Raw genomic sequence first — 25,863 nt, 5'->3', positions numbered from 1 at the left:
TTCTAATTCACGTATTTTTGTCTATTATACCATAAACACTGCCCCTTTTTTGCCCCCTGAATAGAAAAAAAGCCCTTCGGATAAAATCCGAGGGACTTCAAACGTTGTTAAATCAACGGCCGAACTTTTGAATTTCAAGGTTCGGGATAAAATAGTTCACTGAACTATTTTATTTTTTCAAGTTGTAGAATGATTTCAATCCACGGTATTCTGCTACTTCACCAAGTTGGTCTTCGATGCGAAGCAATTGGTTGTATTTAGCGATACGGTCTGTACGTGAAAGTGAACCAGTCTTGATTTGTCCTGCGTTAGTTGCAACTGCGATGTCAGCGATTGTTGAATCTTCAGTTTCACCTGAACGGTGTGATACAACGGCAGTGTAACCAGCTTCTTTAGCCATTTCGATAGCTTCAAAAGTTTCAGTAAGAGTACCGATTTGGTTAACTTTGATAAGGATTGAGTTAGCAGCACCTTCTTGAATACCACGTGCAAGGTAGTCAGTGTTTGTTACGAAGAAGTCGTCACCAACAAGTTGTACTTTCTTACCAAGACGTTCAGTAAGAGCTTTCCAACCATCCCAGTCGTTTTCATCCATACCATCTTCGATAGTGATGATTGGGTATTTGTTAACCAATTCTTCAAGGTAGTCGATTTGTTCTGCAGATGTACGAACAGCAGCGCCTTCACCTTCAAATTTAGTATAGTCGTAAACTTTACGTTCTTTATCGTAGAATTCTGATGAAGCACAGTCAAATCCGATAAATACGTCTTTACCTGGAACATATCCAGCAGCTTCGATCGCAGCAAGGATAGTTTCAACACCGTCTTCAGTTCCTTCGAAACGAGGAGCGAATCCACCTTCGTCACCTACGGCAGTTTCCAAACCACGTGATTTAAGGATTTTCTTAAGAGCGTGGAAGATTTCAGCACCGTAACGAAGAGCTTCTTTAAATGTTGGCGCACCAACTGGCAAGATCATGAACTCTTGGAAAGCGATTGGAGCGTCAGAGTGAGAACCACCGTTGATGATGTTCATCATTGGAGTTGGAAGAACTTTAGTGTTGAATCCACCAAGGTAGCTGTAAAGTGGGATTTCAAGGTAGTCAGCAGCAGCACGAGCTACAGCGATAGACACACCAAGGATTGCGTTTGCACCCAATTTACCTTTGTTAGGAGTACCGTCAAGAGCGATCATAGCACGGTCGATAGCTTGTTGATCACGTACATCGTAGCCAATGATAGCTTCAGCAATGATGTTGTTTACGTTGTCAACAGCTTTTTGTGTACCAAGACCACCGTAACGAGATTTGTCACCGTCGCGAAGTTCAACTGCTTCGTGTTCACCAGTAGAAGCTCCTGATGGAACCATACCACGTCCGAAAGCACCTGATTCAGTGTAAACTTCTACTTCAAGTGTTGGGTTACCGCGTGAGTCTAGGACTTCGCGAGCGTAAACATCAGTAATAATTGACATTTTTTACTCTCCTTATGAGTTAAATTTTTTACACCTCTATAATACCTTAAAACCCCTCCTTTTTCAAGAAAAAACGTTATCTTTGTGCAAATTTTCCTTAACTTTATAAAGTAATCGCTTTCTTTTGTCTGTTTTATTCTAACTTTTATGATATACTGTTTTCATGACAGATTTATCAAAACAATTACTTGAAAAAGCTCACGGTGGGCCAAAAATTAATCCGGATGAGCAAAGACGCTATCTTGGCACTTTTGAGGAAAGAGTTCTTGGATATGCAGATATTGACACAGCAAATAGTCCTCAGTTAGAAAAAGGCTTTTTATCCATTTTAGAAAACCTTCAGGAAAAAGCAGAGCCACTATTTGTGAAGATTTCACCAACTATCGAATTTGACAAACAAGTTTTCTACTTAAAAGAAGCAAAAGAAACTGATAGTCAAGCTACCATTGTATCTGAAGAGCATACTTCTTCTCCTTTTGGCCTGATTATCCATAGCAATGCACCAGTACAAGTAGAAGAAAAGGATCTTCGACTTGCTTTTCCAAAACTTTGGGAAGTTAAAAAGGAAGAACCAGCCAAAACATCCTTATGGAAGAAATGGTTTGGCTAAATCTTGCGCATATTTAATAAATTCCCTATATTGGCAGCCGTGTGCTCCAAATATAGACTGGCATTTTTCAAACTATCTTCTAGAGGTTCACTTTTCTCCAAAATTGAAAAAGCCGCTTGGATATTCTCAAATGGTAGGGAAGGTAAATCCTCAGCAATACTACCACAAATAGCAATGACAGGAACTCCGACAGGGGTTCTTTTTGCTACGCCTATCGGCGCTTTACCTGCTAAACTTTGACGATCTAGCCTTCCTTCTCCTACAACTACCAAATCAGCATCTGCAACTTTCTTATCAAAGTTGATTAGATCCAAGCAGGTATCTATTCCAGATACGATTCTTGCCTGAGCAAAGGCACACAAACCGGCAGCAATACCCCCACCAGCTCCTGTTCCTTTAATTTCTAATGTTGCAGGTGAAACTTTTTCATAAAAATCTTGGATTGCCTGATCTACGGCCTCAAACATAGTAGGATCTAGGCCTTTTTGTTTGCCAAAAATATAGGTCGCACCTTGAGGACCACATAAGGGACTCACGACATCTGCTAAAATACGAATTTGCACATCTTCAGGAATTTCATAGCGATTTTCTATTGAAACAGAAGCTAAGTTCAATAAGGATTGACCACAAGAGGGCAAGACATTTCCATTCTTATCATAAAATTGATAACCTAAACCAGCAGCCATCCCCAGTCCTCCATCATTACTGGCCGTGCCACCAACACCGATATAGATATCTTTAATCCCTTTAGCAATGAGATGGCAAATCAACTCTCCGATACCACGAGTTTGGATTTGCAGTGGATTTCGTTTCTCTATCGGAATCTTTCCAAGACCAACCAAGTCAGCTACTTCAAATAGTGCCAGTTCCCCTTTTTGAAAATAGCGCATGGCTTCTTTTGGTCCAAAAGGTCCTGTAACTTGGATCCATTTTTCTTCAAAGTCAATAGAATGTCTAATAGCATCAACGGTACCTTCTCCCCCATCACCAATAGGGCAGAGAAGACATTCTACATCTGCTATTGATTGTTGGAAGCCTCTTTTAATAGCTTCAGCCACCTCTTCAGCGGTCAAGCTTTCCTTAAATGAATCTGGTGCAATTACAATCTTCATATTTTACCCCATTCTAACCAGTCAATCAAAGGAAGAACTTCTAAAAAATCTCTCTTATCAACATAATTCGGTATTTCTTTTTTGAGCACTTCTTTGGCACAAAAGGCGATTCCTAGTCCTGCTGACTTCAACATTAATAAATCATTGGCTCCATCACCGATTGCAATTGTTCTATCTTTAGAAAGTTTTAGTTCCTCTCTCCATTGTTCTAGAGTCTCTTTTTTGATCTGGGGACTGATAATTTGTCCAACTAATTTTCCTGTTAAAAGACCGTCTTTGACTTCAAGTTGGTTGGCATAAAAATAGGCAATTCCAAGAGATTTTGCTAATCTCTCAACTATTGGTGTAAATCCACCGGACACCAGACCAACTAGGATGTCGTTCTTTTGGAGAATAGAGATAAATTTCTGGGCATTTGGCGTTAGATGAATAGTGTTGAAGACTTTATCAAAAACCGAAATAGGAAGACCTTCCAACAAGGACACTCTGTCTCGTAAACTTCTTTCAAAGTTCAACTCTCCTCTCATTGCCCGACTTGTAATCTGCGAAATTTCTTCCTCACGACCTGCCTCTCTTCCCAACAAATCAATCACTTCTTCTAGGATTAAGGTTCCATCAACATCCATAACACACAATCCTTTTACTTGAGACATCACTCCTCCTCTCTAAATAGCCCAAAAATCGTATGAAATCATCATACGATTTTATCTATTAATTAACTAAACTATGGTACAAGTCAAGGTATGACCTGCAGGCTGTATCCCATGAGAAATCACACTCCATAGCTTGTTTTTGTAGATTTCTCCAAACGTCAGGATGGTTTCTATACAAGTCCAATGCTGTTTGGAAAGTCCAATTCAACCAGTAAGGAGATAGATTGTCAAAGCTAAAGCCAGTACCGCTTCCTTCTATTGGATTGAAAGCGCGAACGGTATCTCGCAAGCCACCAACTTCATGGACCAATGGCAAGGTTCCGTAACGCATAGCCATCATTTGAGACAAGCCACACGGTTCAAAACGACTCGGCATGAGGAAGAGGTCACAGGCAGCATAGATTTCTTGAGCTAGTTTGACATCAAAAGTGATATTTGCTGATAGCTTGTCTGGATAGATTTGAGCAAACCATGAGAAGGCTCCTTCAAAGGCTGGGTCGCCAGTTCCCAAAAGAACAATCTGAACATCTTCTTGCAAGATCTGGTGCAGACTTTCGACCACTACATCAAAACCTTTTTGACGTGTCAAACGAGAAACAATTCCCACCAGAGGAACGTCAGCTCTAACTGGCAAGCCAACTCTCTCTTGTAATTTTGCCTTATTCTGTGCTTTTCCAGACAAATCGTCCTGATTAAAATGATAATCTAATAGGGCATCCGTCTGAGGATTATACAAATCATCATCAATCCCATTCACGATACCAGAAACTTTACCAGACTCCATTCGAAGAATCTGATCCAAGTTACATCCAAACTGACTAGTCATAATTTCATGGGCATAGCTAGGCGAAACGGTTGACACACGGTCTGCGTAAAGAATTCCAGCCTTCATCCAGTTCAGACAGTTGTTCCAGCGAAGGGTACCATCAGCATAACGTTCAAAGTCAACTCCAAATAGATCCCAAAGCATTCCTTCAGAAAACTGACCTTGGAACTCCAAGTTATGAATTGTTAAAACAGTTTTAATACTACGGTAAGCTTGAATCCAATTGTACTTTTCCTTTAACAAGAAAGGAACCATAGCTGTATGGTAGTCATGAACATGAAGAAGGTCAGGGATAAAGTCAATCCTTTCCATAGCCTCAATGGCAGCAAGTTGGAAGAAAGCAAAGCGTTCTCCGTCATCAAAATCACCGTAAACATGACCACGGAAGAAATAATACTGGTTGTCAATAAAGTAGAAGGTTACACCGTTTAAAACTGCTTTCTTAATTCCACAGTACTGGCTTCTCCACCCAACTCTGACCTCAAAATGGAGAACATCTTCAATCTGATCTCCAAACTTAGCTTCTACCATGTCATAGTAGGGTAAAATCACTGCAACTTCATGTCCCGCTTTTACCAGTGATTTAGGAAGAGCGCCAATGACGTCTCCCAAACCACCTGTTTTTGAAAAGGGTGCACCCTCAGCTGCTACAAATAAAATTTTCATGAATGAATATCCTCTGTTACTTTAGCACCTTTCTTAACGACGACTGGATGTTCTGCAGTTCCACGGATCACAACTCCATCTGCAACTTCCACACCCTTGTCCAAGATAGCATATTCTACCTGAGCACCTTCTCCAATAACAACACGAGGGAATAAGATGCTATCTTTAACCAAGCTATCCTTATGGACATGAATATTGCGTGATAGAACAGAATTAGCCACTTGACCTTCAATGATACTACCAGAAGCAAACTGAGATGTACTTACCTTAGATGTATTGGCGTAGTAAGTTGGCTCTTCGTTTTTAACCTTTGTATAAATCTTTTGATTTGGTGAGAAGAGAGAATAGAATTTTTGCGATTCAAGCATATCTTTGTTAGCTTGGTAATAAGACTCTACAGAGTGAATATTTGCAAGGTATCCTGTGTACTCGTAGGCAAAAGCCCCTTCTTTGGCAGCTAAATCCCGTAAAACATAGCGCAATTTCTCTGGATGTTCTTTCTTAGCTTCTTCTTCTAAGCGTTCAATCAACCAAGGTGTATCAACAACAAAGATATCTGTAGACATATTGTAAACTTCATCTGTTGACTTGCTATCAAAGAGTTTATGAGAACGAACATGGTCTGTTTCATCCACTTCCAAGATTGCATTTACTTCTGAAATGTCTTTCTTAGCTAGTTTTTTATAAACTACAGTGATAGGTCCTTTTGTTGTACTATGTAGGTGAAACACTTGGTTCAAATCAATATTAATCAAAACATCACAGTTGAGTGATACTGTTTGGTTTGACCCAGAGCGTTTTAAATAGGTGAGCAGCTGTTGGTAATATTCTTTTCCTACTGTGCTACTCTCAACGCGTGTATTATAAATTCCTAGATAATAGTGACTAAGAAGAGTGGACAAGCCCCACTCACGCCCTGAACGGATATGGTCAAAAACAGAACTAATATTATCCTGCTGAAAAATACCAAAAACACTGCGAACACCAGCATTGGCAAGACTTGAGAGCGGGAAGTCAATCAAACGATATTTACCGCCAAATGGCAAACTAGCTACTGGACGGTGGTCTGTCAATGTTGACATATCATGAAAACCAACTGTGTTTCCTAAAATGGCAGAATATTTATCAATCTTCATCTGTTGCTACCCCCACTACTTCATTATATCCTACAACTTGTACTTCTTCTGTTCCATCAATTTCGACACCATCAGAAATAACTGCACCTTCACCAATAATGGCACGTTTGATTTTAGCTCCGTGTCCAATAATGGCTCCACTCATGATAACTGAATCTACTACTTCTGCTCCTTCGCGAACTTGCGCCCCTGTTGAAAGGATAGAGTGTTTAACAGTTCCATCTACAAAACAGCCATCTACAACCAAGGAATCTTCCACATGAGCATTTGCCCCAAGGAAGTTTGGTGGTGAAATTAAGTTTCTTGAGTAAATCTTCCATTGACGGTTACGGCTGTCCAAGGCATTTTCTGGAGAAATGTACTCCATATTCGCTTCCCAAAGCGACTCAATAGTACCAACGTCTTTCCAATAACCATTAAATTCGTAGGCATAGACACTTTCACCTGACTCAAGGTAATTTGGAATGACATTTTTACCAAAGTCTGACATATCGACATTGCTCTTTTCAGCAGCGACTAACATATTGCGGAGACGTTGCCAATCAAAGATGTAAATCCCCATAGAGGCTTTGGTAGATTTAGGTTGGGCTGGTTTCTCTTCAAATTCAACAATGCGGTTATTGGCATCTGTATTCATGATACCAAAACGGCTAGCTTCTTTAAGAGGAACATCAAGAACTGCGACTGTCAAACTAGCATTATTATCCTTGTGAGACTGGAGCATAGCATCGTAGTCCATCTTATAGATATGGTCACCCGAAAGAATCAAAACATATTCAGGATTGACACTATCGATGTAGTCGATATTTTGATAAATAGCGTGACTAGTTCCTTCAAACCAACGATTTCCTTCACTTGCAGAATATGGTTGAAGGATAGAGACACCAGAATTAATACCATCTAGACCCCAACTTGAACCATTCCCAATATGGTTGTTGAGAGCAAGTGGTTGGTACTGTGTAATGACTCCAACATTGTTGATGCCTGAGTTGGCACAGTTTGAAAGAGCAAAGTCAATGATACGGTAGCGCCCACCAAATTGTACAGCTGGTTTAGCAATGCTTTGAGTGAGTTTACCGAGACGAGTTCCTTGCCCACCAGCAAGAATCAAAGCTAACATTTCATTCTTCATTTTCTACTCCTTTTTGGTTTTTACTTGTGACAGTTTTAGTAGGTTTCAAGCGACGTTTGATTTTCCAAACACTTGCTCCCATAGCAGGTAGGGTAAAGGTCAAGGTCTGCTCATAATCTTTCCATAGTCCTTCTTGCGTTTGAACAGTTTGATTATGTTCTTTCCAAACGCCTCCCCACTCTTCTAACTCAGTATTCCAGACTTCTTCGTAAATCCCTGCAACAGGAAGGCCGATTGTAAAATCTTTTCGTTCAACAGGTGCCATATTAAAGACACAGACTAACATATCGCCCTTTTTACCCTTACGGATGAAGGACAGAACACTTTGGTCTCGATTATCCGCATCGATGATTTCAATACCATCATAGCTGGTATCAATTTCCCACAGACAGCGGTGGTCTTTGTAAAACTGGTTTAGCTGAGAAGTGAAATACTTCATCTTAGCATTCATTGGATCTTCTAGGTTAGACCATTCCAACTGCTCTTCAGATTTCCATTCTAGAAATTGCCCATATTCACTACCCATGAAGAGCAATTTTTTACCTGGGTGACAAATTTGGTAAGTGTAGAGATTGCGCAAGCCTGCGAATTGATTATAGCGATCTCCCCACATCTTGTGCATCATACTCTTCTTGCCATGAACCACTTCATCGTGTGAGAATGGTAGGAGATAATTCTCCTTGAAGACATACATAAAGCTAAAAGTCACCAGGTTAAAGTCGTATTTACGATAAATCGGATCTTCTTCATAGAAACGGAGGATGTCATTCATCCAACCCATATTCCATTTGTAGTCGAAGCCAAGACCATCTGAATCCTTAGTGTCAGTAATCTGAGTAGCTGATGAACTTTCCTCAGCTATCATCATAACGTCTGGATGAGCTTGTTTAATAACATCATTCAAGCGTTGAAGGAAATAATATCCCTCGTAGTTGAGATTGCCCCCATCTTTATTAGGCGTCCATGGAGCATCGTCGTAGTCAAGATAGAGCATGTTGCTAACCGCATCCACGCGAATACCGTCCAAATGGTAAAAGTCAATCCAAAACTTAATACTAGAAATCAAGAAAGACTGGACTTCATTCTTTCCAAGGTCAAAATTGAGTGCTCCCCAACCATAGTTATGAGCCTTATTATGGTCTTGGTATTCAAAAGTCGGTGTTCCATCATAATAGGCCAAGGCATCATCATTGATAGTAAAGTGACCAGGTACCCAGTCTACAATAACGCCTATATTGTTTAAGTGACATTCCTCAACAAAATCTTGAAACTCTTCAGGGCGACCATAGGCATGCTCCAGAGCAAAGTAACCCATAAGCTGATAGCCCCAACTCAAACCTAGTGGGTGAGACATCAAAGGCATAAACTCAATGTGAGTATAGTTCATATCAACCAAGTAAGGAATGAGTTCATCTTTCAATTGAGCAAAACTATAGGGGCTGCCATCAGGATTTCTCTTCCAAGAGCCAGCATGAGCCTCGTAAATATTGACAGGACGCTCTTCAAAACTCAAGCGTTTTCTACGAGCTAACCAGAGACCATCCTTCCATTTTTTCTCTGGAATATCTGTTAAAATAGCCCCAGTCCCAGGTCGTGCCTCATATCGAATAGCCAAAGGGTCAATCTTCATCAGCTGATGACCATTTGCACGCGTGATATGGTACTTATAAATTTGGTCTTCTTGAGCAAGACTGGTAAAGACTTCCCAGACTCCAAATTCATTCCGTTCCATTGAAATTTGATTCTCTACCCAATTAGTGAAATCCCCTACCAAATGAACTGCCTGAGCATTGGGTGCCCAAACTCGGAAAGTATAGCCAGACACACCAGATTTTTCTTCCCTATGCGCTCCCAGATAATTCTGGAGGTGAAAATTTTTACCTGTTATAAAGGTTTCTAAAGCTTTTTTCTTATCCATACACCCTCCTGTTTCTGTAAGCGTTTTCTATAGATTTATTATACTACCTTTTTAGGGAAGATTCAAGTAAATTACGGAATTTGCTAAAAATTCTTTTGAAAGTCTTCAACAAATTCACTGATGTGTTCACTTGTAAATCAAGAAATTTTCAGAAACGCTTTGAAAACGAAATGTTTTTTTACAATACCATCATAAAGTTCGTTATTTTACTAACAAAAAAATAATTTTAAGTAAAAAAATAAACCAGGAAATGAATTTCCTGATTTTATTGTTTTTAAGAGATAAAGTACTGCAAATGAATTTAAATTGTAATTCTATTCTACAAAACTTTAAAGACGCTGGCACTGACGCCACCAACCATGTCTTTATCACTTAAATGGCTATTGGTCACCAATAATTCTAGATTTCCAGCATTTTCAAACTGGAAGTCTTGTCCTTTAGCATTAAATACAACCAGTAAATGTTCTTCCCCTTGAATCTCATAGACAATCCAACCACTATGTTCGTTGGCTGAATGAACAAAAACATGATGGTAAATCTCATCATAAGTTGGATAAGAAAAGGCACTGCTTTCTGTCTTCAATCGAATCATCTGACGGATAAACGCAATACTATCTTGACGCTCATTAATCAAGTCCCAGTTCACTTGATTGACGCTGTCAGGAGCATTATAGCTATTCATAGCACGTTCTCTATCATCATGTGTCAGCTCACCATTTTCACCAGTCGCAACCAGTTTGGTACGACCAAATTCTTGACCGATTTCCATAAAGGCCATCCCTTGCATGAGTAGATTCATAGCTGTGGCAGTTTCGACCTTACGCATGATTTGCTCTGAACTTTGGTCTGGATGTAGGGTTGCCAACAAATCGTGAAGATTGTAATTGTCATGGGCCTCCACGTAGTTGAGCACTTGGTTTGGATGTGTATAGGTTCCTAATTCACGACTGCCTAGGATTGCTTTGGCAAGAATTGGCTCTGTCGCAGCACCACTAACAAAACCTGACTTGATAGTACCATAAACTTCTCCACCTTTGACAGCATCACGCTGATTGTCATTAAAGAAACCAATGTTTGGCATCTGGTAGGCATTGTCCTTCTTAGCCTTATCATAAGGCGCAAGACCTGTTCCCATATCCCAGCCTTCTCCATAGAGGATAATGTTAGGATCAATTTCATCCAAGCTCTGACGAATCATCTGCATGGTCTTGACATCATGAATCCCCATTAAGTCAAAACGGAAGCCGTCAATATTGTATTCCTGCACCCAGTATAGGAGAGAATCAATCATGTACTTGCGGAACATTTCGTGTTCACTGGCTGTTTCATTTCCAACACCCGTTCCATTCTGGAAGGTACCGTCTGGATTCATACGATAATAATAATCAGGGACAGTTGTTTGGAAAGGTGCATCAACTACTGAGAAGGTATGATTATAGACCACATCCATAATGACACCAATACCCGCATCATGATAAGCTTGAACCATGGTCTTCAAATCACGAATAACCTGAGCTGGATCATCTGGATTGGTTGAAAGGCTCGTTTCTGGTGCATTATAGTTTTGTGGATCATAACCCCAGTTGTAGGTTACATTCCCATCCGCATCATATTCTTTGTGACGGTCTGCAATTGGTTGCAATTGAACATAATTGTAGCCTATCTTCTTGATGTAATCAAAAGCAGTTGACTGACCGTACTGGTTAACCGTTCCAGTCTGAGCAGCACCCAAGAAAGTTCCTCGAAGATGTTCATCCACACCTGAGGTCGATGATTTGGTCAAATCACGAATGTGCATTTCACAAATAACTGCCTTACATGGATTTGTCAAGCGCCAAGTAGCCTCTGAACCGTGCTTGACCTCGAAGTTTGCAACTTGCTTTTCTTCATGGCTCAGGATAGCTGATCGTTTGCCATCGGGACTGGTCGCAATTGTGTATGGGTCTCGTGTCAGTGTTTGGTGGTGAGGGAATTGAACTTGATACTGATAAGCCTTACCAGTCAAATCTTCCTCAACATCCAAACTCCAGACACCGATTGTATTGTCCTTATGATTATAGGAGTAGCTATTGCCTCTTTCCATATCAAATGTTTTCCAAACAGGAGCATCATTAGCAGCTGATTCATAAACGACAACCTGTACTTCTGTAGCTGTAGGAGCCCAAAGGGCAAAATGAGCCTGATTATCCTCTACACGGCAACCCAATTCACCTTGGTACCCCCAGTGGTGGTCGAAACTAGCACTATTGATAGCCTTGTCAAAGGCAAAAGGATTTTGATTCTTATAGAAAGGACTGGCAATAGCAGGATTTTCAGAATAATAAATCCTATCATCCCCTTCCAAAATCCAGACTTCTGTTAAAAGAGGATAGTGATTAAAACGGATAGCATACTCTTTACTAGTTTGGCCTGTATGAACCACAAAATTCAAGCTTTCTAGGGCATGAGCACTTGGGTGTTCAAAACTAAATAAGGCGCCAAAATAATCTTCTTTGTAGGTCAGCAAATCAATTCGTTGATCCTGACTTTTTACAAAAGAGCAAGTATCGTATTCTCCATTCTTACGATGGTAATGAATGCGCATAGGGTAGTTAAACATTTTTTATTTTTCCTCTTTACTTCTTGATTTGTTTCTATTTTACTAATAAATTCTTGACCGATTTTGTCCCGATTAACAAACTAGTTATACTGTCTAAACTCTGTTTTTAAACGTTCATTACAGACTTTCTAGCCAAGCTTCATCTCGAACTTCGATACCAAGTTCTTGTGCCTTTTGAAGTTTACTTCCAGCATCTACACCTGCCACAACGAGGTCGGTCTTTTTAGAAACACTGCCTGTTACCTTGGCACCAAGACTTTCGAGTTTACTTTTAGCTTCTGAGCGCTTGAGCCGTTCCAATTTTCCTGTCAATACAACGGTCAAGCCTGACAAGGCTGCATCCGCTACTACTGTCTGACCTTTATAATCCAGATTGACTCCAGCTTCTTTCAATTCTCTGAGGAGAATTTCAGAGCCTTCTGTCGCAAAGTAAGTCTGAAGACTCTTGGCAATCACGCCACCCAGACTTTCAATACTAGCCACTTCCTCTGGATCTGCCTGAGCCAGATTTTCGATTGAATGAAAATGTTGGAGTAAGAGCTGACTGGCCTTGCTTCCTACATGACGAATTCCCAGACCAAACAAGAGCTTCTCGGCAGAATTTTCCTTTGATGCTTGGATAGCCTGATACAGTTTAGAAGCGGACTTTTCCTTAACACCTTCTAAAAGGAGGAAATCTTCTTCTTTCAAACGGTAAATATCTGCCACATCCTTGACTAGATCTGCAGCAAAGAGTTTCTCAACAATAGATGGCCCAAGGCCTGTGATATTCATGGCATCTCGAGAGGCAAAGTGAATCAAACTTCCCATGATTTGTGCTGGGCAATCGGGGTTAACACAACGTAAGGCAACTTCATCTTCAAAATGAAGCAACTGACTATCACAACTTGGGCAATTTGATGGAATATCTAGTTTTTCTTCAGAAATCCGTTTGGATTCTACCACACGCAAGACGGCAGGGATAATATCTCCAGACTTACAGACGATAACCGTGTCGTCTTTACGGATATCTTTTTCAGCAATATAATCCACATTGTGCAGAGTCGCACGGCTAACAGTTGTACCAGCTAGTTGTACTGGTGTTAGATTGGCAGTTGGGGTTACAACACCCGTACGGCCAACTGTCCAGTCAACTGATAAGAGTTGAGCTTCTTTTTCTTCAGCTGGGAACTTGTAGGCCACTGCCCACTTTGGAGCCTTAACGGTAAAGCCAAGTTCTTCTTGACCTGCTAGGTCGTTGACCTTGATCACCACCCCATCGATATCATAAGGCAGATTGTCCCGTTCCTCTCCTACTTCTTGGATAAAATCCCAGATTTCATCTATGTTTTCAGCCAAGATTCGCTTAGGATTGACTACAAAACCTAGTTGTTCTAGGTGCTTCAAAACCTTTTCTTGACTATCTCGAGTTGAAGGGCTGGCTTCTTGATAGAGAAAGGTTGCAAGATTGCGCTTGGCTACTACTGCTGTATCCAGCTGACGCAGGGTTCCTGCTGCCGCATTACGAGGATTGGCAAATTCAGGCTCTCCATTTTCTTGGCGAGCTTGGTTGACCTGATCAAAAGAAGCGCGTGGCATGTAACACTCCCCACGAACTGTGATATCTAGTTCTTCTGGCAAGGTCAAAGGAATGTCCTTAACACGCTTGAGGTTTTCTGTGATATTTTCCCCAACAGAACCGTCTCCACGTGTTGCACCAACAACTAAAATCCCCTTTTCATAAGTCAGCGAGATAGACAAGCCATCGATTTTCAGCTCACAAATATAGGTTGGATGGGCTACTTCCTTACGAACACGCGCGTCAAAAGCTTCAAGCTCCTCACGTGAAAAAGCATCCTGCAAACTATAAAGAGGATACTGATGACTGTATTTTTCAAAACCATCTAAAACCTTACCACCAACACGATGGGTTGGACTGTCTGCTGACACTTGATCTGGATAGGCAGTTTCTAACTCAACCAACTCTCGGTAAAGGCGATCATACTCACTGTCAGAAACCGACGGATTATCGCTGGTATAGTACTCAGTCGCATAGCGATTGAGCAAGGCGACTAACTCATTCATTCTTTTATTCATAAAACCATTTTACCACAAAGTAAGCCCTCCTCACAAACGAGAAGGGCGGAAAAAACACTCAGATTGGAATTATTTTTGAAGTACAAGCAAACTTATGTCTCTTTTTCAAAATGAGTTCGCACATACACGAGGGATAGACAAGACAGGATGATAACCCCGCTTCCAATTATCAAGAAAGAAAAGAGATGTACACTTGGTAGCACTGTCATAAAACCTTTGGCAATAGGCATAAATAGAATGGCTAAGGTAAAAATTGTGCTTAATACTCTCCCCAAATATTCCCCCTCAACCTTGGTTTGCACCTGAGTAAAAAAGTGAATATTAAAAATTGTCATAAACAATTCACAAACTAAATTTCCAGAAAAGGAAAGCAAATTTGGAAGTGGTAATCCCATCATAAGAACTCCGACACCTGTCAAAGCCAGTAAAATCAAAAGATTATAAACATTAGCTTTAATTTTACTAGCTAGAAGAGCCCCAATGATGGAACCAATAGCCCCCATAGTTAAAATACTTGCATAGGCTCCTTCTACTCCGTAAAGCCTATTTGAAAAGGGGAGGAGAAATTCAAAAGCGGCAAAAAAGAAATTAACACTGGAAGCTACTAACAAAAGGAAAAAGATTTCTTTCTGGCTCCAAATATAGGCAAGTCCATCTTTCATATCAGCAAAAATGGCTTTCCAGCTGAAAGTCTTTTTCTCTTGTTCCTGAGTCTCTTTTTTAGGGAGAAAAGCTACCAAGGTAAATGCGATGAAAAAACTAATGGCATCTAAAACAAGCGTCGTATGGAGACTGGCAAATTGTAAAACAAGGAAGGAAAGTACAGGAGAACTTACAGCTACAACCTGCAAGGCTAACTCTAAGCGAGCATTGTAGGTCACAATCTCGTCTTTCTCAACAACCTCAGTTATAATGGCTTTATTGGCTGTACGAGAAAATGCAAATGCAACCGCCTGAACAATATTGGCAAAAATCAAAGCCCCAATCATCCAGCTGTCATTCCTTATGAAAGAAATAGCCAGACAAAGAATCCCACAAACAAGGTCTGTCGCCATTAAAATCCTACGACGAGAAAAACGGTCTGAAATAACTCCACCAAAAGGATTGACGAGAATAGATGTGACGAGTTCAGAAATCTGATACATTCCTAAAACAGTCTGCCCGATAGTACCCATGGACGCCAACCAGACACTATTTCCATAATCATAGAGCATATTCCCTATCTTGTTAACAGCTCCGCGGCTAATCAACTGTACTGCATAGCGATTCATATAAAAACTCCTCTCAAATTTTGAAACTATTGTATCAAAACTGAAAGGAGCTTTTTATTTTTTCCCTTATTTGGGAAAACTAATCTTTGACAAATTTCTCGTAGTGTTCCTGATAGTAGGCTACTTGCTCTGGAAGACCTAGTAGGTCAAAAATATGCATGGCTTCTTGCATCTGCTTACACCCTTCTTTACACTGTCCTTTTTGGTACAAGGAAAATCCTTTTAGATAATGGAAAATATTACGCTCATACAGTTTGATCCCTTTACCAATAATCTTCTCTATATAAGCCTCGAAATAACTAGCATTATCAAAAGAAAGATGCTCTAAACAATGTTGATAACAATTGAGGGCCAAAATCAACACCAATCTCTTATGGCGACCAATCTCTTGGTAAAATTCCTCCCTCTCCATAACTTCTCTACCAATCCGAGTGACATAGTCCACATCGTAGAAACTATAGAGGTTCCCGAAAAGAATCAACTCATACATGGTCCATTCTTCTGTTTTGAAGAGATAATCTGCTACCTTATCCAAATCATCCTGTTTCATCTCATAACTCGAATCTCTTTGACAAATCAGACCTTGTAACAAAATCCAATTCAGCTCAAAATAAAGGGGAGTCGTCGAACTCTTAGCTTTTTCAAGTTGTTCCCTTTGAAGCTTTTGAAAACCTGCAATATCATTTGAATAGTAAAGAGGCACAATTTGTCCCATCATGGCAACATGTTCATGATTATGAAAATTCCTTGCCTTGTCCATGAAATTTTCGATTGTAACATGAATGTTATCCAAAATCTCAAAGAAACGTGAGACTGCTAGGTCAGACTCCCCAAGCTCAAAGCGAGATAACTGGGAAGTTGAACAGGACTCCCCTGCCGCTTCCTTTAAAGAATAATTTCCACTTGTTCGAAATTCACGAAATACTTTTCCAAGATGTTCCATCTTTACACCTGCTCTGATAATTCTTCCCATTCAAGCATAGCTTCTTCCTGACGATGGCTGATTTTGTCCAGCTCAGCCTGTAATTCCATGAGTTTACCTGCTTCGTTGGTTTCCAACATTTGTTCAGAAATGGCTTGGCTTTGACTTTCTAGTTCTTCAATTTCAGCTTCTAGAGTTTCGATTTGTCGCATGAGTTTGCGAACTTCTTTTTGACTTTCTTTCTGAGCCTGATAGTCATTGACTGGACTTGCTTCCTTTGCTTGATTGCTAGTTGAAGCTTCCTCAGTCTGACTCATTTCTACTTCTGCTTTCTTCTCGACATAGTAGTCGTAATCACCCAAGTAAAGAGTCGAGCCATTCTCAGACAATTCCAATACATGAGTTGCCACACGATTGATAAAGTAACGGTCGTGGCTGACAAAAAGCAAGGTTCCATCAAAGTCAATCAAGGCATTTTCTAGCACTTCCTTGCTATCAATATCCAAGTGGTTGGTTGGCTCATCCAGAATCAAGAAGTTATTGTTTTCCATAGACAATTTAGCTAAAAGCAAACGAGCTTTTTCGCCACCTGACAGCATACCGACTGATTTTTTAACATCATCTCCTGAGAAAAGGAAGGCACCTAGACGGTTGCGGATTTCAACTTCTGGTGTCAGTTTAAAATCATTCCAGAGTTCATCCAATACAGTATTACTTGGTGTCAGCTTGCTTTGGCTTTGGTCATAGTAACCAACCTCAACATTAGCCCCAAAGCGCTTTTCACCCTTGATAAAAGGAATCTGATCCACGATTGATTTGATAAAGGTTGACTTGCCAATACCATTGGGACCAACGATGGCAATAGCATTCATCTTACGAAGGTCTAGGTTAATAGGCTCTGACAATACTTCCCCATCATAGCCAATAGCCGCATTTTCAACAGTCAGAACAACATTACCCGAGGTTTTCTCAGACTGGAAGGTCATATTGGCTGATTTCTTACCAGCTTCAGGCTTGTCTAAGCGGTTCATTTTTTCTAGTTGTTTACGACGAGATTGGGCACGTTTGGTCGTTGAAGCTCGGACTAGATTGCGATTGACAAAGTCTTCCAGAGCAGCAATTTCCTTCTGTTGCTTTTCATAGTTTTTTGCCTCAGTTGCTAGTTTTTGCTCCTTCAACTCGACAAAACGAGAGTAATTGCCCACATAACGATCCAAGGAATGCTTGGTCAAATCTAGCGTAATTGTCGCAACCTTGTCTAAGAAATAACGGTCGTGGCTGACAATAATGAGAGCACCGCTATAATTTATCAAGTAATGCTCTAGCCAAGCAATAGTTTCAATATCCAAGTGGTTGGTTGGCTCGTCCAAGACCAAGAGATTAGGTTTTTCAAGGAGCATTTTGGCTAGAGCCAAGCGAGTATTTTGACCACCAGAAAGATCTGCAATTTTCATCTGCCACATAGATTCGTCAAACTTGAATCCATTCAAAATCGCTCGAATATCAGCTTCATAGGTAAAGCCACCTGCCTGACGAAAATTCTCAGATAAGCGGTCGTAATCTGACATCAGCTTATCCAAATCCTCACCAGACTTTTCACCCATCTCCAACTCCATCTGACGAAGTTGTTTCTCCGTTCGACGCAAGTCATCAAAGACATGAAGCATCTCGTCGTAGATGGTATTTTCAGACTCAAAACGGCTATCTTGGGCTAGGTAAGACAGAGAAATATCTTTTTTCTTATTGATTTCTCCACTAGTTGGCTCCTCTTCTCCAACCAAAATCTTCAAAAGAGTAGACTTACCTGCACCATTTTTCCCAACAAGGGCAATCCGATCTCGTTCATCAACCTGCAGGTTGATATTATCAAAAAGAACCTCTCCTGCAAAAGAACGTTCAATTTTATTAGCTTGTAAAATAATCATACAAACAGTATAGCATGTTTCCCTAAGGCATTCAAGACTTGATAAACCAGCATATAACACCACTTTTATGAAATTTATGCTGCCGTTTTACTAAAATGCTAAAAAGTGCTATAATGTGAACGGTTAAAACAATTTACAAAAAGGAGAATGTTAATGTCTTACCAAGAAAATTACCAGAAATGGGTTGATTTTGCGGAGCTTCCTGACTACCTTCGTCAAGATTTGGAAAATATGGATGAAAAAACGAAGGAAGATGCCTTCTATACAAACCTTGAATTTGGTACTGCAGGTATGCGTGGCTTGATTGGTGCTGGGACAAACCGTATCAACATCTACGTTGTTCGCCAAGCTACTGAAGGATTGGCTCGTTTGATCGAGTCAAAAGGTGGAAATGAAAAAGAACGTGGTGTGGCAATTGCCTACGATAGCCGTCACTTCTCACCTGAGTTTGCCTTTGAGTCTGCGGCAGTTCTTGCTAAACACGGCATCAAATCTTACGTATTTGAAAGCCTCCGTCCAACTCCAGAACTATCATTTGCAGTTCGTCATCTCAACTGTTTCGCAGGTATCATGGTCACAGCCAGCCACAATCCTGCTCCATTTAACGGTTACAAGGTTTACGGTGAAGACGGTGGACAAATGCCTCCACACGACGCGGACGCTTTGACTACTTATATCCGTGCAATCGAAAATCCATTTGCAGTTGAAGTTGCTGATGTGGAAGCTGAAAAAGCTTCTGGCTTGATTGAAGTTATCGGCGAAGCTGTCGATGTGGAATACCTCAAAGAAGTCAAGGACGTTAACATCAACCCATCCTTGATTGAAGAATTTGGTAAAGACATGAAGATTGTCTATACACCACTTCATGGTACTGGTGAAATGTTAGCTCGTCGTGCCCTTGCCCAAGCAGGATTTGATTCTGTTCAAGTCGTTGAAGCGCAAGCAACTGCCGACCCAGACTTCTCAACTGTAAAATCTCCAAACCCAGAAAGCCAAGCAGCCTTTGCTCTTGCTGAAGAACTTGGTCGTCAAGTTGGTGCAGATGTTCTTGTGGCAACTGACCCTGACGCTGACCGTGTTGGTGTTGAAGTTCTTCAAAAAGATGGTAGCTACCTTAACCTATCAGGTAACCAAATCGGTGCTATCATGGCTAAATACATCTTGGAAGCCCATAAAAATGCTGGAACTCTTCCTGAAAATGCAGCCCTTTGCAAATCTATCGTATCAACTGACTTGGTAACGAAGATTGCTGAAAGCTACGGCGCAACTATGTTCAATGTTTTGACAGGTTTCAAATTTATCGCTGAAAAAATCCAAGAGTTCGAAGAAAAACACAATCACACATACATGATGGGATTTGAAGAAAGCTTCGGTTACTTGATTAAACCATTCGTACGTGATAAAGATGCTATCCAAGCCGTTCTAGTCGTTGCTGAACTTGCTGCCTACTACCGTTCACGTGGTTTGACCCTTGCTGACGGTATCGAAGAAATCTATAAAGAATATGGCTACTACGCAGAAAAGACTATCTCTGTTACCCTTTCTGGCGTCGATGGTGCAGAACAAATCAAAGCGATTATGGCTAAATTCCGCAATAATGCTCCAAAAGAATGGAACGCAACAGCTATCACTGTCGTAGAAGACTTTAAAGCTCAAACTGCTACTGCTGCTGACGGTACTGTTACAAACTTGACAACTCCTCCAAGTGATGTGTTGAAATACACACTTGCTGATGGATCATGGATTGCTGTTCGCCCTTCAGGTACAGAACCAAAAATCAAGTTCTACATTGCAGTTGTAGGTGAAACTAACGAAGAATCACAAGCTAAGATTGCTAATATCGAAGCAGAAATCAATGCTTTTGTAAAATAAAGCCCTATAAAAGATGAGACCAACCAATTTCATCTTTTTTCGTATCAAATCTAAGCAATTTTAGAAACTTTATGGCATACTAGACATATCAATGAAAGCGAGGTAATCTCATGGAACAATTTTTAGATAACATCAAAGACCTTGAAGTCACTACAGTTGCGCGTGCGCAAGAAGCTCTTGATAAAAAAGAAACTGCAACCTTCTTTATCGGTCGCAAAACTTGCCCTTACTGCCGTAAATTTGCTGGTACCTTGGCAGGTGTCGTAGCTGAAACTAAAGCTCACATCTACTTCATCAATAGTGAAGAACCAAGCCAACTCAATGAGTTACAAGCATTCCGCTCACGCTATGGTATCCCAACTGTACCAGGTTTTGTTCACATTTCAGATGGACAAATCAATGTCCGTTGCGACTCTTCAATGTCAGCACAAGAAATCAAAGAATTTGCAGGATTGTAAAATATATTAAAAAGAAGGCACTCGCCTTCTTTTTATATATCTGTCAATGGTGTTGCGGTATCTGGTGAGGTATCATAAACCTTAAAGTCTACTCCTACACCTAAATCAGCTTGGGCTAGCTGGTTGACCATGGTCATGTGAGCCAGCTCCTTGATATTGTTTTCCTTAGATAAATGCCCAAGGTAGATTTTCTTAGTGCGATTTCCTAGGGTCCGAATCATAGCTTCAGCACCGTCCTCGTTAGAAAGGTGACCCAGATCCGATAGGATTCGTTGTTTGAGTCGCCAAGCGTAAGAGCCAGCTCGCAAAATCTCTACATCATGATTGGACTCGATAAGATAACCATCTGCATTTTCGACAATCCCTGCCATACGGTCACTAACATAGCCTGTATCTGTCAAAAGGACAAAACTCTTATCATCCTTCATAAAGCGATAGAACTGCGGTGCGACTGCATCATGGCTAACACCAAAACTCTCGATGTCTATATCTCCAAAGGTTTTGGTTTTACCCATCTCAAAGATATGCTTTTGCGAAGAATCCACCTTGCCAAGATACTTACTATTTTCCATAGCCTGCCAGGTCTTTTCATTGGCATACAAATCCATACCATACTTGCGAGCCAAAACTCCCACTCCGTGGATATGGTCTGAATGCTCATGTGTAATCAAGATGGCATCCAAATCTTCTGGCTTACGATTAATTTCAGCAAGTAAGCTGGTGATTTTCTTACCAGACAAGCCTGCATCTACTAAAAGCTTCTTTTTTGGGGTTTCCAGATAAAAGGAATTTCCACTGGAACCCGACGCTAAAATACTGTATTTAAAGCCTATTTCACTCATTCTATTCTTCTATTTCGTCCTCCCAGACTTCTTCTTTCACTGCATCCTTATCATAAGGGAGCACAATGGTAAAGGTTGATCCCTTACCATATTCACTCTTGGCCCAAATAAAGCCCTTATGTTGTTTGATAATCTCTTTAGCGATAGCTAGTCCTAAACCAGTACCACCTTGGGCACGACTTCTAGCACGATCCACACGATAAAAACGGTCAAAGATAAGTGGCAAATCTTGTTTAGGAATACCCAATCCTTGGTCTGAAATGGATAAAATCATCTGATCATCAGTTGTCTTCATGGTCACTGTGATTTTCCCACCATCTGGAGAATATTTAATGGCATTGTTGAGAATATTATCAATCACCTGTGTCATCTTGTCTGTATCAATTTCAATCCAGACTGAGGTAATTGGATAATCTCTCACCAGTTCATATTTCTTCTCTTCATCCTGCCCTCTTATCTGATCAAAACGGTTGAGGATAAAGGTAATAAAGGCAGTGAAATTGATCAATTCCACATCTAGGTGACTGGTTGCATTATCAATCCGTGAAAGATGGAGGAGATCCGTCACCATCCTCATCATACGGTTGGTTTCATCTAGAGACACCTTGATAAAGTCTGGTGCGACAGGTTCTGACAAGGCCCCCTCATCCAAGGCTTCAAGATAGGATTTCACACTAGTTAGAGGAGTACGTAGTTCATGACTAACGTTCGAAACAAAGAGTCTCCGTTCGCGCTCCTCCTTCTCCTGCTCTGTCGTATCGTGTAAAACAGCAACTAAACCTGAGATAAAACCAGACTCACGACGGACCAAGGCGAAGCGTACACGAAGGCTCAGATATTCACCATTGGCATCCTGAGAATCAATCATAAGCTCAGGAACTTGGGTAATCAAATCACGAAGTTCATACTCATCTTCAATCTTAAGCAATTCTAGAATACTTTTATTAAGAATCTCTTCCTTCTGAACGCCTAGCTGTTTCTTAGCCATGTCATTAATCATAGTAATCTTGCCACGACGATTGGTCGCAAGGACTCCGTCTGTCATGTAAGAGAGGATACTGTGCAATCGTTTACTCTCTTGTTCCAGATTTTCTTGAGTCAAGCGGATTACTTCTGATAAATCATTGAGATTATTGGTAATATTAGTGATTTCAGAGCTTCCCTGCATATCCAATACCTGAGAATAATCTCCTGCAATCAGGTCTTTAACTTTTTGGTTAATTTGCTTCAACCGAATATTATCTCGACGATTTTCTAGTAAGAGCAAGGTCACCACTAAAATAAAGCCAAGTAAAATGAGGATAAAGATAAAATCACTGGTTAAAACTGTATCTTTAATTAGTTTAATCATTATTTCTCATATAATAACCAACACCGCGACGTGTTAGAATATACTCAGGACGACTTGGTGTGTCTTCAATCTTCTCACGCAAACGTCTGATAGTTACGTCAACAGTCCGAACATCTCCGAAATAATCATAACCCCAGACCGTTTCAAGCAAGTGTTCACGCGTAATCACTTGACCGATATGAGAGGCCAAGTGGTACAAGAGTTCAAATTCGCGGTGGGTTAAGTCTAGTTCTTCACCGTATTTCTTAGCCACATAGGCATCTGGCACAATCTCCAAGTCCCCAATTTGCAAGGGCTGGGTTTTCTTTTCATCTGATTCTTGATTATCTACAGAAGCCAAGTCCGTGCGACGGAGAAGAGCTTTGACACGCGCCTGCAACTCACGATTTGAGAAGGGTTTTGTCACATAGTCATCTGCTCCAAGCTCTAAACCGATAACCTTATCAAATTCGCTATCTTTAGCAGAAAGCATGATAATAGGCACACTACTAGTCTTACGAATTGTCTTAGCAACTTCTAAACCATCAATTTCTGGAAGCATCAAATCCAGAATAATAATATCTGGTTGCTCTGCTTCAAATTGTTCTAGCGCTTCACGACCATTAAAAGCAGTTACAACTTCGTAACCTTCCTTGGTCATATTAAACTTGATAATATCCGAGATTGGTTTTTCATCATCTACAATTAATATTTTTTTCATTTGTTCACCTTTTTCTCTACTATTATATCAAAAAATAACAAGAAGACACAATAGCTAGTCTTTGCTACTGTCTAAGTTGGCTTTTGCATAAGCCTGCCAGATTTTTTGTTGGGGTTTAGCAAGTGGAACATCCTTGAATTCTTCTGGTGAAAGCCAGCGAACTTCCCTATCTGAAAAATCATGGAAATCACTTACCTGACCTGCTACAATCTGTACATGCCACTTACGATGGCTAAAAACATGATTGACAGTCTCAAAATAAACATCAAGCCAGTCAACATCTAGGTCATAGTCCTGCTGAAAACTCTCTTCTGGACTGGGACCAAAGTTCACATTTTCTTCTGCAACCTGATGAAAGAGGTCAAACTGCTCTTCTTGCGAAAAGTTATCAACTTCTATCAAGGGGAAATGCCAAAAGCCTGCCAATAGCTTTTCGCTTTCATTTTTTTCAAGTAAAAATTGTCCCTGAGTATTTTTGACCACCAAGGCTGTAAGGTAAATAGGAATCGGCTTTTTCTTGGGAGCCTTGATTGGATAACGGTCCATTGTGCCATTCTGATATGCCGCACTAAAGTCCTTAACTGGGCTTTCTTCTGGTCTGGGATTTACAGGCGCCTCAATATTAGATCCTAAGTCCATCAAGGCTTGATTAAAGTCACCTGGCCGTTCTGGGTCAATCAGGATTTCCATCATTGCCTGAAAAATTTTTCGATTACTTGGAATCCCAATATCGTGGTTGACTTCAAATAGACGGGCCAAAACTCGCATGACATTACCATCTACAGCTGGCTCAGGCAAGTTAAAAGCAATACTGGAAATGGCTCCTGCTGTGTAAGGACCAATCCCTTTCAAGCTAGAAATTCCTTCATAGGTATTTGGAAATTGACCACCAAAGTCAGTCATAATCTGCTGGGCAGCAGCCTGCATATTGCGAACTCGAGAATAATAACCCAAACCTTCCCAAGCCTTCAGTAAACGCTCTTCAGGCGCAGTTGCCAAACTTTCCACTGTCGGAAACAAGTCCAAGAATCGTTCGTAGTAAGGAATAACCGTATCCACCCTGGTTTGCTGAAGCATAATTTCAGACACCCAGATATGATAAGGATTTTTACTTCTCCTCCAAGGTAAATCTCTTTTGTTTTCATCATACCAGGCAAGAAGTTTCTCACGGAAAGAAACAATCTTCTCATCCGGCCACATGACGATACCGTATTCTTTCAAATCTAACATATCTCTAGTATAACACAGAAGACTCTAACTGTCCTTTTCCTAGTATTAAAAAGCCTCTTCCCAAAGGAAAGAGGACTAAATATTATTTATGAACTGCTTGAGCTGCTGTGATAAGGGTTAACTTGTAAACATCATCAGCATTGCATCCACGAGAAAGGTCGTTAACTGGCTTGTTCAAACCTTGCAAAACAGGTCCAACAGCCGCAAAACCGCCAAGACGTTCTGCCATCTTGTAACCGATATTTCCTGCCTCGATACCTGGGAAGATGAAGACATTTGCTTGACCAGCTACTGTACTTCCAGGAGCTTTCAGAGCTGCAGTTTCTGGAACGAAGGCTGCATCAAATTGCAATTCCCCATCGATTTCAAGGTCAGGACGCAAGTCGTGAGCAATTTTAGTTGCCTCAACAACCTTATCAACGCTTTCTCCAAATCCTGAACCTTTAGTAGAATAGCTTAGCATAGCAATTTTAGGCTCGATTCCAAACATCTTAGCTGTAATTGCTGAGTTGATGGCAATTTCAGCCAAAGCTTCCGCGTCTGGATTGATATTGATGGCACAGTCCCCAAAGAGGTAACGCTCCGTACCACGAACCATGAGGAAGGCACCTGAAGTACGAGTTACATTTGGACGAGTTTTAATGATTTGCAGGGCTGGACGTACTGTTGAAGCTGTTGAGTGAATAGCTCCAGACACCATTCCATCAACCAAGCCCAAGTAAACCAACATAACACCAAAATAGTTGACATCTTCAACCAAAACCTTGCGTGCATCTTCTTCAGACATTTTGCCCTTGCGACGTTCTACCAAGGCAGCAACCATTTCTTCAAATTTATCGTAGTGTTGAGGATCAATGACTTCATAACCGTCCTCGATACCTTCGATTTCAAGATAAATTTTAATTTTTTCAGGATTTCCAAGCAAAACAGGAATCACTTCTGTTTCTTTTACCAGGCGTTTAGTCGCTTGAAGAATACGAGGTTCTTCCCCTTCAGGGAGAACGATACGAGCATTTTTACCAACTAAGTTGGCTTTGAGACTTTCAAAAACTTCCATGAGTTTTCTCCTTTAAGATAATAATTATACTCT

At 40.7% G+C, this 25,863-nt stretch carries 20 protein-coding genes; 3 read left to right on the top strand and 17 right to left on the bottom strand.

The genetic code is table 11. From position 1 onward, the window contains the following. Positions 1-169: 169 nt before the first annotated feature. Entirely contained in the window at positions 170-1,474 is a 1,305-nt protein-coding gene (eno, locus tag FBF73_RS04795) for a surface-displayed alpha-enolase (protein WP_000022813.1), read from the bottom strand. A gap of 163 nt (positions 1,475-1,637) precedes the next feature. Between eno and FBF73_RS04790 the strand changes: the two genes are divergently transcribed. Then, positions 1,638-2,084, top strand: coding sequence for a YueI family protein (locus FBF73_RS04790; RefSeq protein ID WP_033681759.1), 447 nt, complete (start codon positions 1,638-1,640; stop codon positions 2,082-2,084). Here FBF73_RS04790 and FBF73_RS04785 read toward each other — a convergent pair. From FBF73_RS04785 to FBF73_RS04735, 11 genes are all read right to left on the bottom strand, one after another. Continuing rightward, positions 2,081-3,196 carry a glycerate kinase gene (locus FBF73_RS04785; RefSeq protein WP_136937133.1) on the bottom strand — a complete coding sequence of 372 codons (1,116 nt, stop codon included), beginning with the start codon at positions 3,194-3,196 and terminating at the stop codon, positions 2,081-2,083. The two genes, FBF73_RS04790 and FBF73_RS04785, sit on opposite strands and share 4 nt — an antisense overlap. Beyond that, complete coding sequence (gene serB, locus FBF73_RS04780; protein ID WP_136937132.1) at positions 3,193-3,849, bottom strand: phosphoserine phosphatase SerB; 657 nt, start codon at positions 3,847-3,849, stop codon at positions 3,193-3,195. The genes FBF73_RS04785 and serB overlap by 4 nt, the downstream gene beginning before the upstream one ends. Positions 3,850-3,907: 58 nt before the next feature. Further along, positions 3,908-5,341, bottom strand: coding sequence for a glycogen synthase GlgA (gene glgA, locus FBF73_RS04775; protein WP_136937131.1), 1,434 nt, complete (start codon positions 5,339-5,341; stop codon positions 3,908-3,910). Continuing rightward, positions 5,338-6,477, bottom strand: coding sequence for a glucose-1-phosphate adenylyltransferase subunit GlgD (glgD, locus tag FBF73_RS04770; protein WP_136937130.1), 1,140 nt, complete (start codon positions 6,475-6,477; stop codon positions 5,338-5,340). Before glgD ends, glgA begins: the two co-directional genes overlap by 4 nt. Beyond that, entirely contained in the window at positions 6,467-7,609 is a 1,143-nt protein-coding gene (locus FBF73_RS04765) for a glucose-1-phosphate adenylyltransferase (RefSeq protein WP_000787283.1), read from the bottom strand. Before FBF73_RS04765 ends, glgD begins: the two co-directional genes overlap by 11 nt. Continuing rightward, the gene (gene glgB, locus FBF73_RS04760) at positions 7,599-9,527 is read right to left on the bottom strand and encodes a 1,4-alpha-glucan branching protein GlgB (RefSeq protein WP_136937129.1); all 1,929 of its coding nucleotides are present in this window, start codon (positions 9,525-9,527) and stop codon (positions 7,599-7,601) included. The genes FBF73_RS04765 and glgB overlap by 11 nt, the downstream gene beginning before the upstream one ends. Before the next feature lie 319 nt (positions 9,528-9,846). Next, a complete protein-coding gene (gene pulA / locus FBF73_RS04755) occupies positions 9,847-12,126 on the bottom strand; it encodes a type I pullulanase (protein WP_125411406.1) in 2,280 nt (759 codons plus the stop codon). Positions 12,127-12,243: 117 nt separating this feature from the next. After that, positions 12,244-14,202 carry an NAD-dependent DNA ligase LigA gene (gene ligA, locus FBF73_RS04750; RefSeq protein WP_136937128.1) on the bottom strand — a complete coding sequence of 653 codons (1,959 nt, stop codon included), beginning with the start codon at positions 14,200-14,202 and terminating at the stop codon, positions 12,244-12,246. 92 nt (positions 14,203-14,294) lie between these two features. Beyond that, positions 14,295-15,473, bottom strand: coding sequence for an MFS transporter (locus FBF73_RS04745; protein ID WP_124787683.1), 1,179 nt, complete (start codon positions 15,471-15,473; stop codon positions 14,295-14,297). A 79-nt stretch (positions 15,474-15,552) separates the two neighbouring features. Beyond that, positions 15,553-16,416, bottom strand: coding sequence for an XRE/MutR family transcriptional regulator (locus FBF73_RS04740; protein ID WP_124787726.1), 864 nt, complete (start codon positions 16,414-16,416; stop codon positions 15,553-15,555). 2 nt (positions 16,417-16,418) lie between these two features. Beyond that, a complete protein-coding gene (locus FBF73_RS04735; RefSeq protein WP_124787684.1) occupies positions 16,419-18,320 on the bottom strand; it encodes an ABC-F family ATP-binding cassette domain-containing protein in 1,902 nt (633 codons plus the stop codon). A gap of 153 nt (positions 18,321-18,473) precedes the next feature. Here FBF73_RS04735 and FBF73_RS04730 point away from each other — a divergent pair, with 153 nt between their 5' ends. Both FBF73_RS04730 and FBF73_RS04725 read left to right on the top strand, forming a co-directional pair. Then, positions 18,474-20,192 carry a phospho-sugar mutase gene (locus tag FBF73_RS04730; RefSeq protein ID WP_124787685.1) on the top strand — a complete coding sequence of 573 codons (1,719 nt, stop codon included), beginning with the start codon at positions 18,474-18,476 and terminating at the stop codon, positions 20,190-20,192. Positions 20,193-20,302: 110 nt separating this feature from the next. Continuing rightward, positions 20,303-20,650, top strand: a complete 348-nt coding sequence (locus FBF73_RS04725) for a thioredoxin (RefSeq protein ID WP_070479057.1) — start codon at positions 20,303-20,305, stop codon at positions 20,648-20,650. 32 nt (positions 20,651-20,682) lie between these two features. On the opposite strand, the gene FBF73_RS04720 is transcribed toward FBF73_RS04725, so the two are convergent. The 5 genes from FBF73_RS04720 to pta form a co-directional block, all read right to left on the bottom strand. Beyond that, the gene (locus FBF73_RS04720; RefSeq protein ID WP_054384038.1) at positions 20,683-21,492 is read right to left on the bottom strand and encodes an MBL fold metallo-hydrolase; all 810 of its coding nucleotides are present in this window, start codon (positions 21,490-21,492) and stop codon (positions 20,683-20,685) included. 1 nt (position 21,493) lies between these two features. Further along, positions 21,494-22,843, bottom strand: coding sequence for a cell wall metabolism sensor histidine kinase VicK (gene vicK, locus FBF73_RS04715; RefSeq protein WP_124787686.1), 1,350 nt, complete (start codon positions 22,841-22,843; stop codon positions 21,494-21,496). Next, positions 22,836-23,543: a response regulator YycF gene (gene yycF, locus FBF73_RS04710; RefSeq protein ID WP_033681745.1), complete on the bottom strand. Its 708-nt coding sequence runs from the start codon at positions 23,541-23,543 to the stop codon at positions 22,836-22,838. The genes vicK and yycF overlap by 8 nt, the downstream gene beginning before the upstream one ends. A gap of 54 nt (positions 23,544-23,597) precedes the next feature. Then, on the bottom strand, positions 23,598-24,773 hold the full coding sequence (mutY, locus tag FBF73_RS04705) for an A/G-specific adenine glycosylase (RefSeq protein WP_136937127.1): 1,176 nt from the start codon (positions 24,771-24,773) through the stop codon (positions 23,598-23,600). A gap of 82 nt (positions 24,774-24,855) precedes the next feature. Beyond that, on the bottom strand, positions 24,856-25,830 hold the full coding sequence (gene pta / locus FBF73_RS04700; protein WP_136937126.1) for a phosphate acetyltransferase: 975 nt from the start codon (positions 25,828-25,830) through the stop codon (positions 24,856-24,858). Between the last annotated feature and the right edge of the window lie 33 nt (positions 25,831-25,863).

Origin of the sequence: Streptococcus mitis (assembly GCF_005144795.1) — a bacterium.
Taxonomy (GTDB): domain Bacteria; phylum Bacillota; class Bacilli; order Lactobacillales; family Streptococcaceae; genus Streptococcus; species Streptococcus mitis_BB.
The sequence above is the reverse complement of the archived record's forward strand: the minus strand, read 5'-3'. Positions and strand labels throughout refer to the sequence as shown.

Bases quoted from the DNA above. Each gene is read 5' to 3' on its own strand.
- pulA (WP_125411406.1), bottom strand. From the start codon at position 12,126: ATGTTTAACTACCCTATGCGCATTCATTACCATCGTAAGAATGGAGAA.
- pta (WP_136937126.1), bottom strand. From the start codon at position 25,830: ATGGAAGTTTTTGAAAGTCTCAAAGCCAACTTAGTTGGTAAAAATGCT.
- FBF73_RS04725 (WP_070479057.1), top strand. From the start codon at position 20,303: ATGGAACAATTTTTAGATAACATCAAAGACCTTGAAGTCACTACAGTT.
- FBF73_RS04790 (WP_033681759.1), top strand. From the start codon at position 1,638: ATGACAGATTTATCAAAACAATTACTTGAAAAAGCTCACGGTGGGCCA.
- ligA (WP_136937128.1), bottom strand. From the start codon at position 14,202: ATGAATAAAAGAATGAATGAGTTAGTCGCCTTGCTCAATCGCTATGCG.
- FBF73_RS04745 (WP_124787683.1), bottom strand. From the start codon at position 15,473: ATGAATCGCTATGCAGTACAGTTGATTAGCCGCGGAGCTGTTAACAAG.
- glgA (WP_136937131.1), bottom strand. From the start codon at position 5,341: ATGAAAATTTTATTTGTAGCAGCTGAGGGTGCACCCTTTTCAAAAACA.
- FBF73_RS04740 (WP_124787726.1), bottom strand. From the start codon at position 16,416: ATGGAACATCTTGGAAAAGTATTTCGTGAATTTCGAACAAGTGGAAAT.
- FBF73_RS04730 (WP_124787685.1), top strand. From the start codon at position 18,474: ATGTCTTACCAAGAAAATTACCAGAAATGGGTTGATTTTGCGGAGCTT.
- FBF73_RS04735 (WP_124787684.1), bottom strand. From the start codon at position 18,320: ATGATTATTTTACAAGCTAATAAAATTGAACGTTCTTTTGCAGGAGAG.
- FBF73_RS04720 (WP_054384038.1), bottom strand. From the start codon at position 21,492: ATGAGTGAAATAGGCTTTAAATACAGTATTTTAGCGTCGGGTTCCAGT.
- vicK (WP_124787686.1), bottom strand. From the start codon at position 22,843: ATGATTAAACTAATTAAAGATACAGTTTTAACCAGTGATTTTATCTTT.
- glgB (WP_136937129.1), bottom strand. From the start codon at position 9,527: ATGGATAAGAAAAAAGCTTTAGAAACCTTTATAACAGGTAAAAATTTT.
- FBF73_RS04785 (WP_136937133.1), bottom strand. From the start codon at position 3,196: ATGAAGATTGTAATTGCACCAGATTCATTTAAGGAAAGCTTGACCGCT.
- serB (WP_136937132.1), bottom strand. From the start codon at position 3,849: ATGTCTCAAGTAAAAGGATTGTGTGTTATGGATGTTGATGGAACCTTA.
- yycF (WP_033681745.1), bottom strand. From the start codon at position 23,543: ATGAAAAAAATATTAATTGTAGATGATGAAAAACCAATCTCGGATATT.
- glgD (WP_136937130.1), bottom strand. From the start codon at position 6,477: ATGAAGATTGATAAATATTCTGCCATTTTAGGAAACACAGTTGGTTTT.
- mutY (WP_136937127.1), bottom strand. From the start codon at position 24,773: ATGTTAGATTTGAAAGAATACGGTATCGTCATGTGGCCGGATGAGAAG.
- eno (WP_000022813.1), bottom strand. From the start codon at position 1,474: ATGTCAATTATTACTGATGTTTACGCTCGCGAAGTCCTAGACTCACGC.
- FBF73_RS04765 (WP_000787283.1), bottom strand. From the start codon at position 7,609: ATGAAGAATGAAATGTTAGCTTTGATTCTTGCTGGTGGGCAAGGAACT.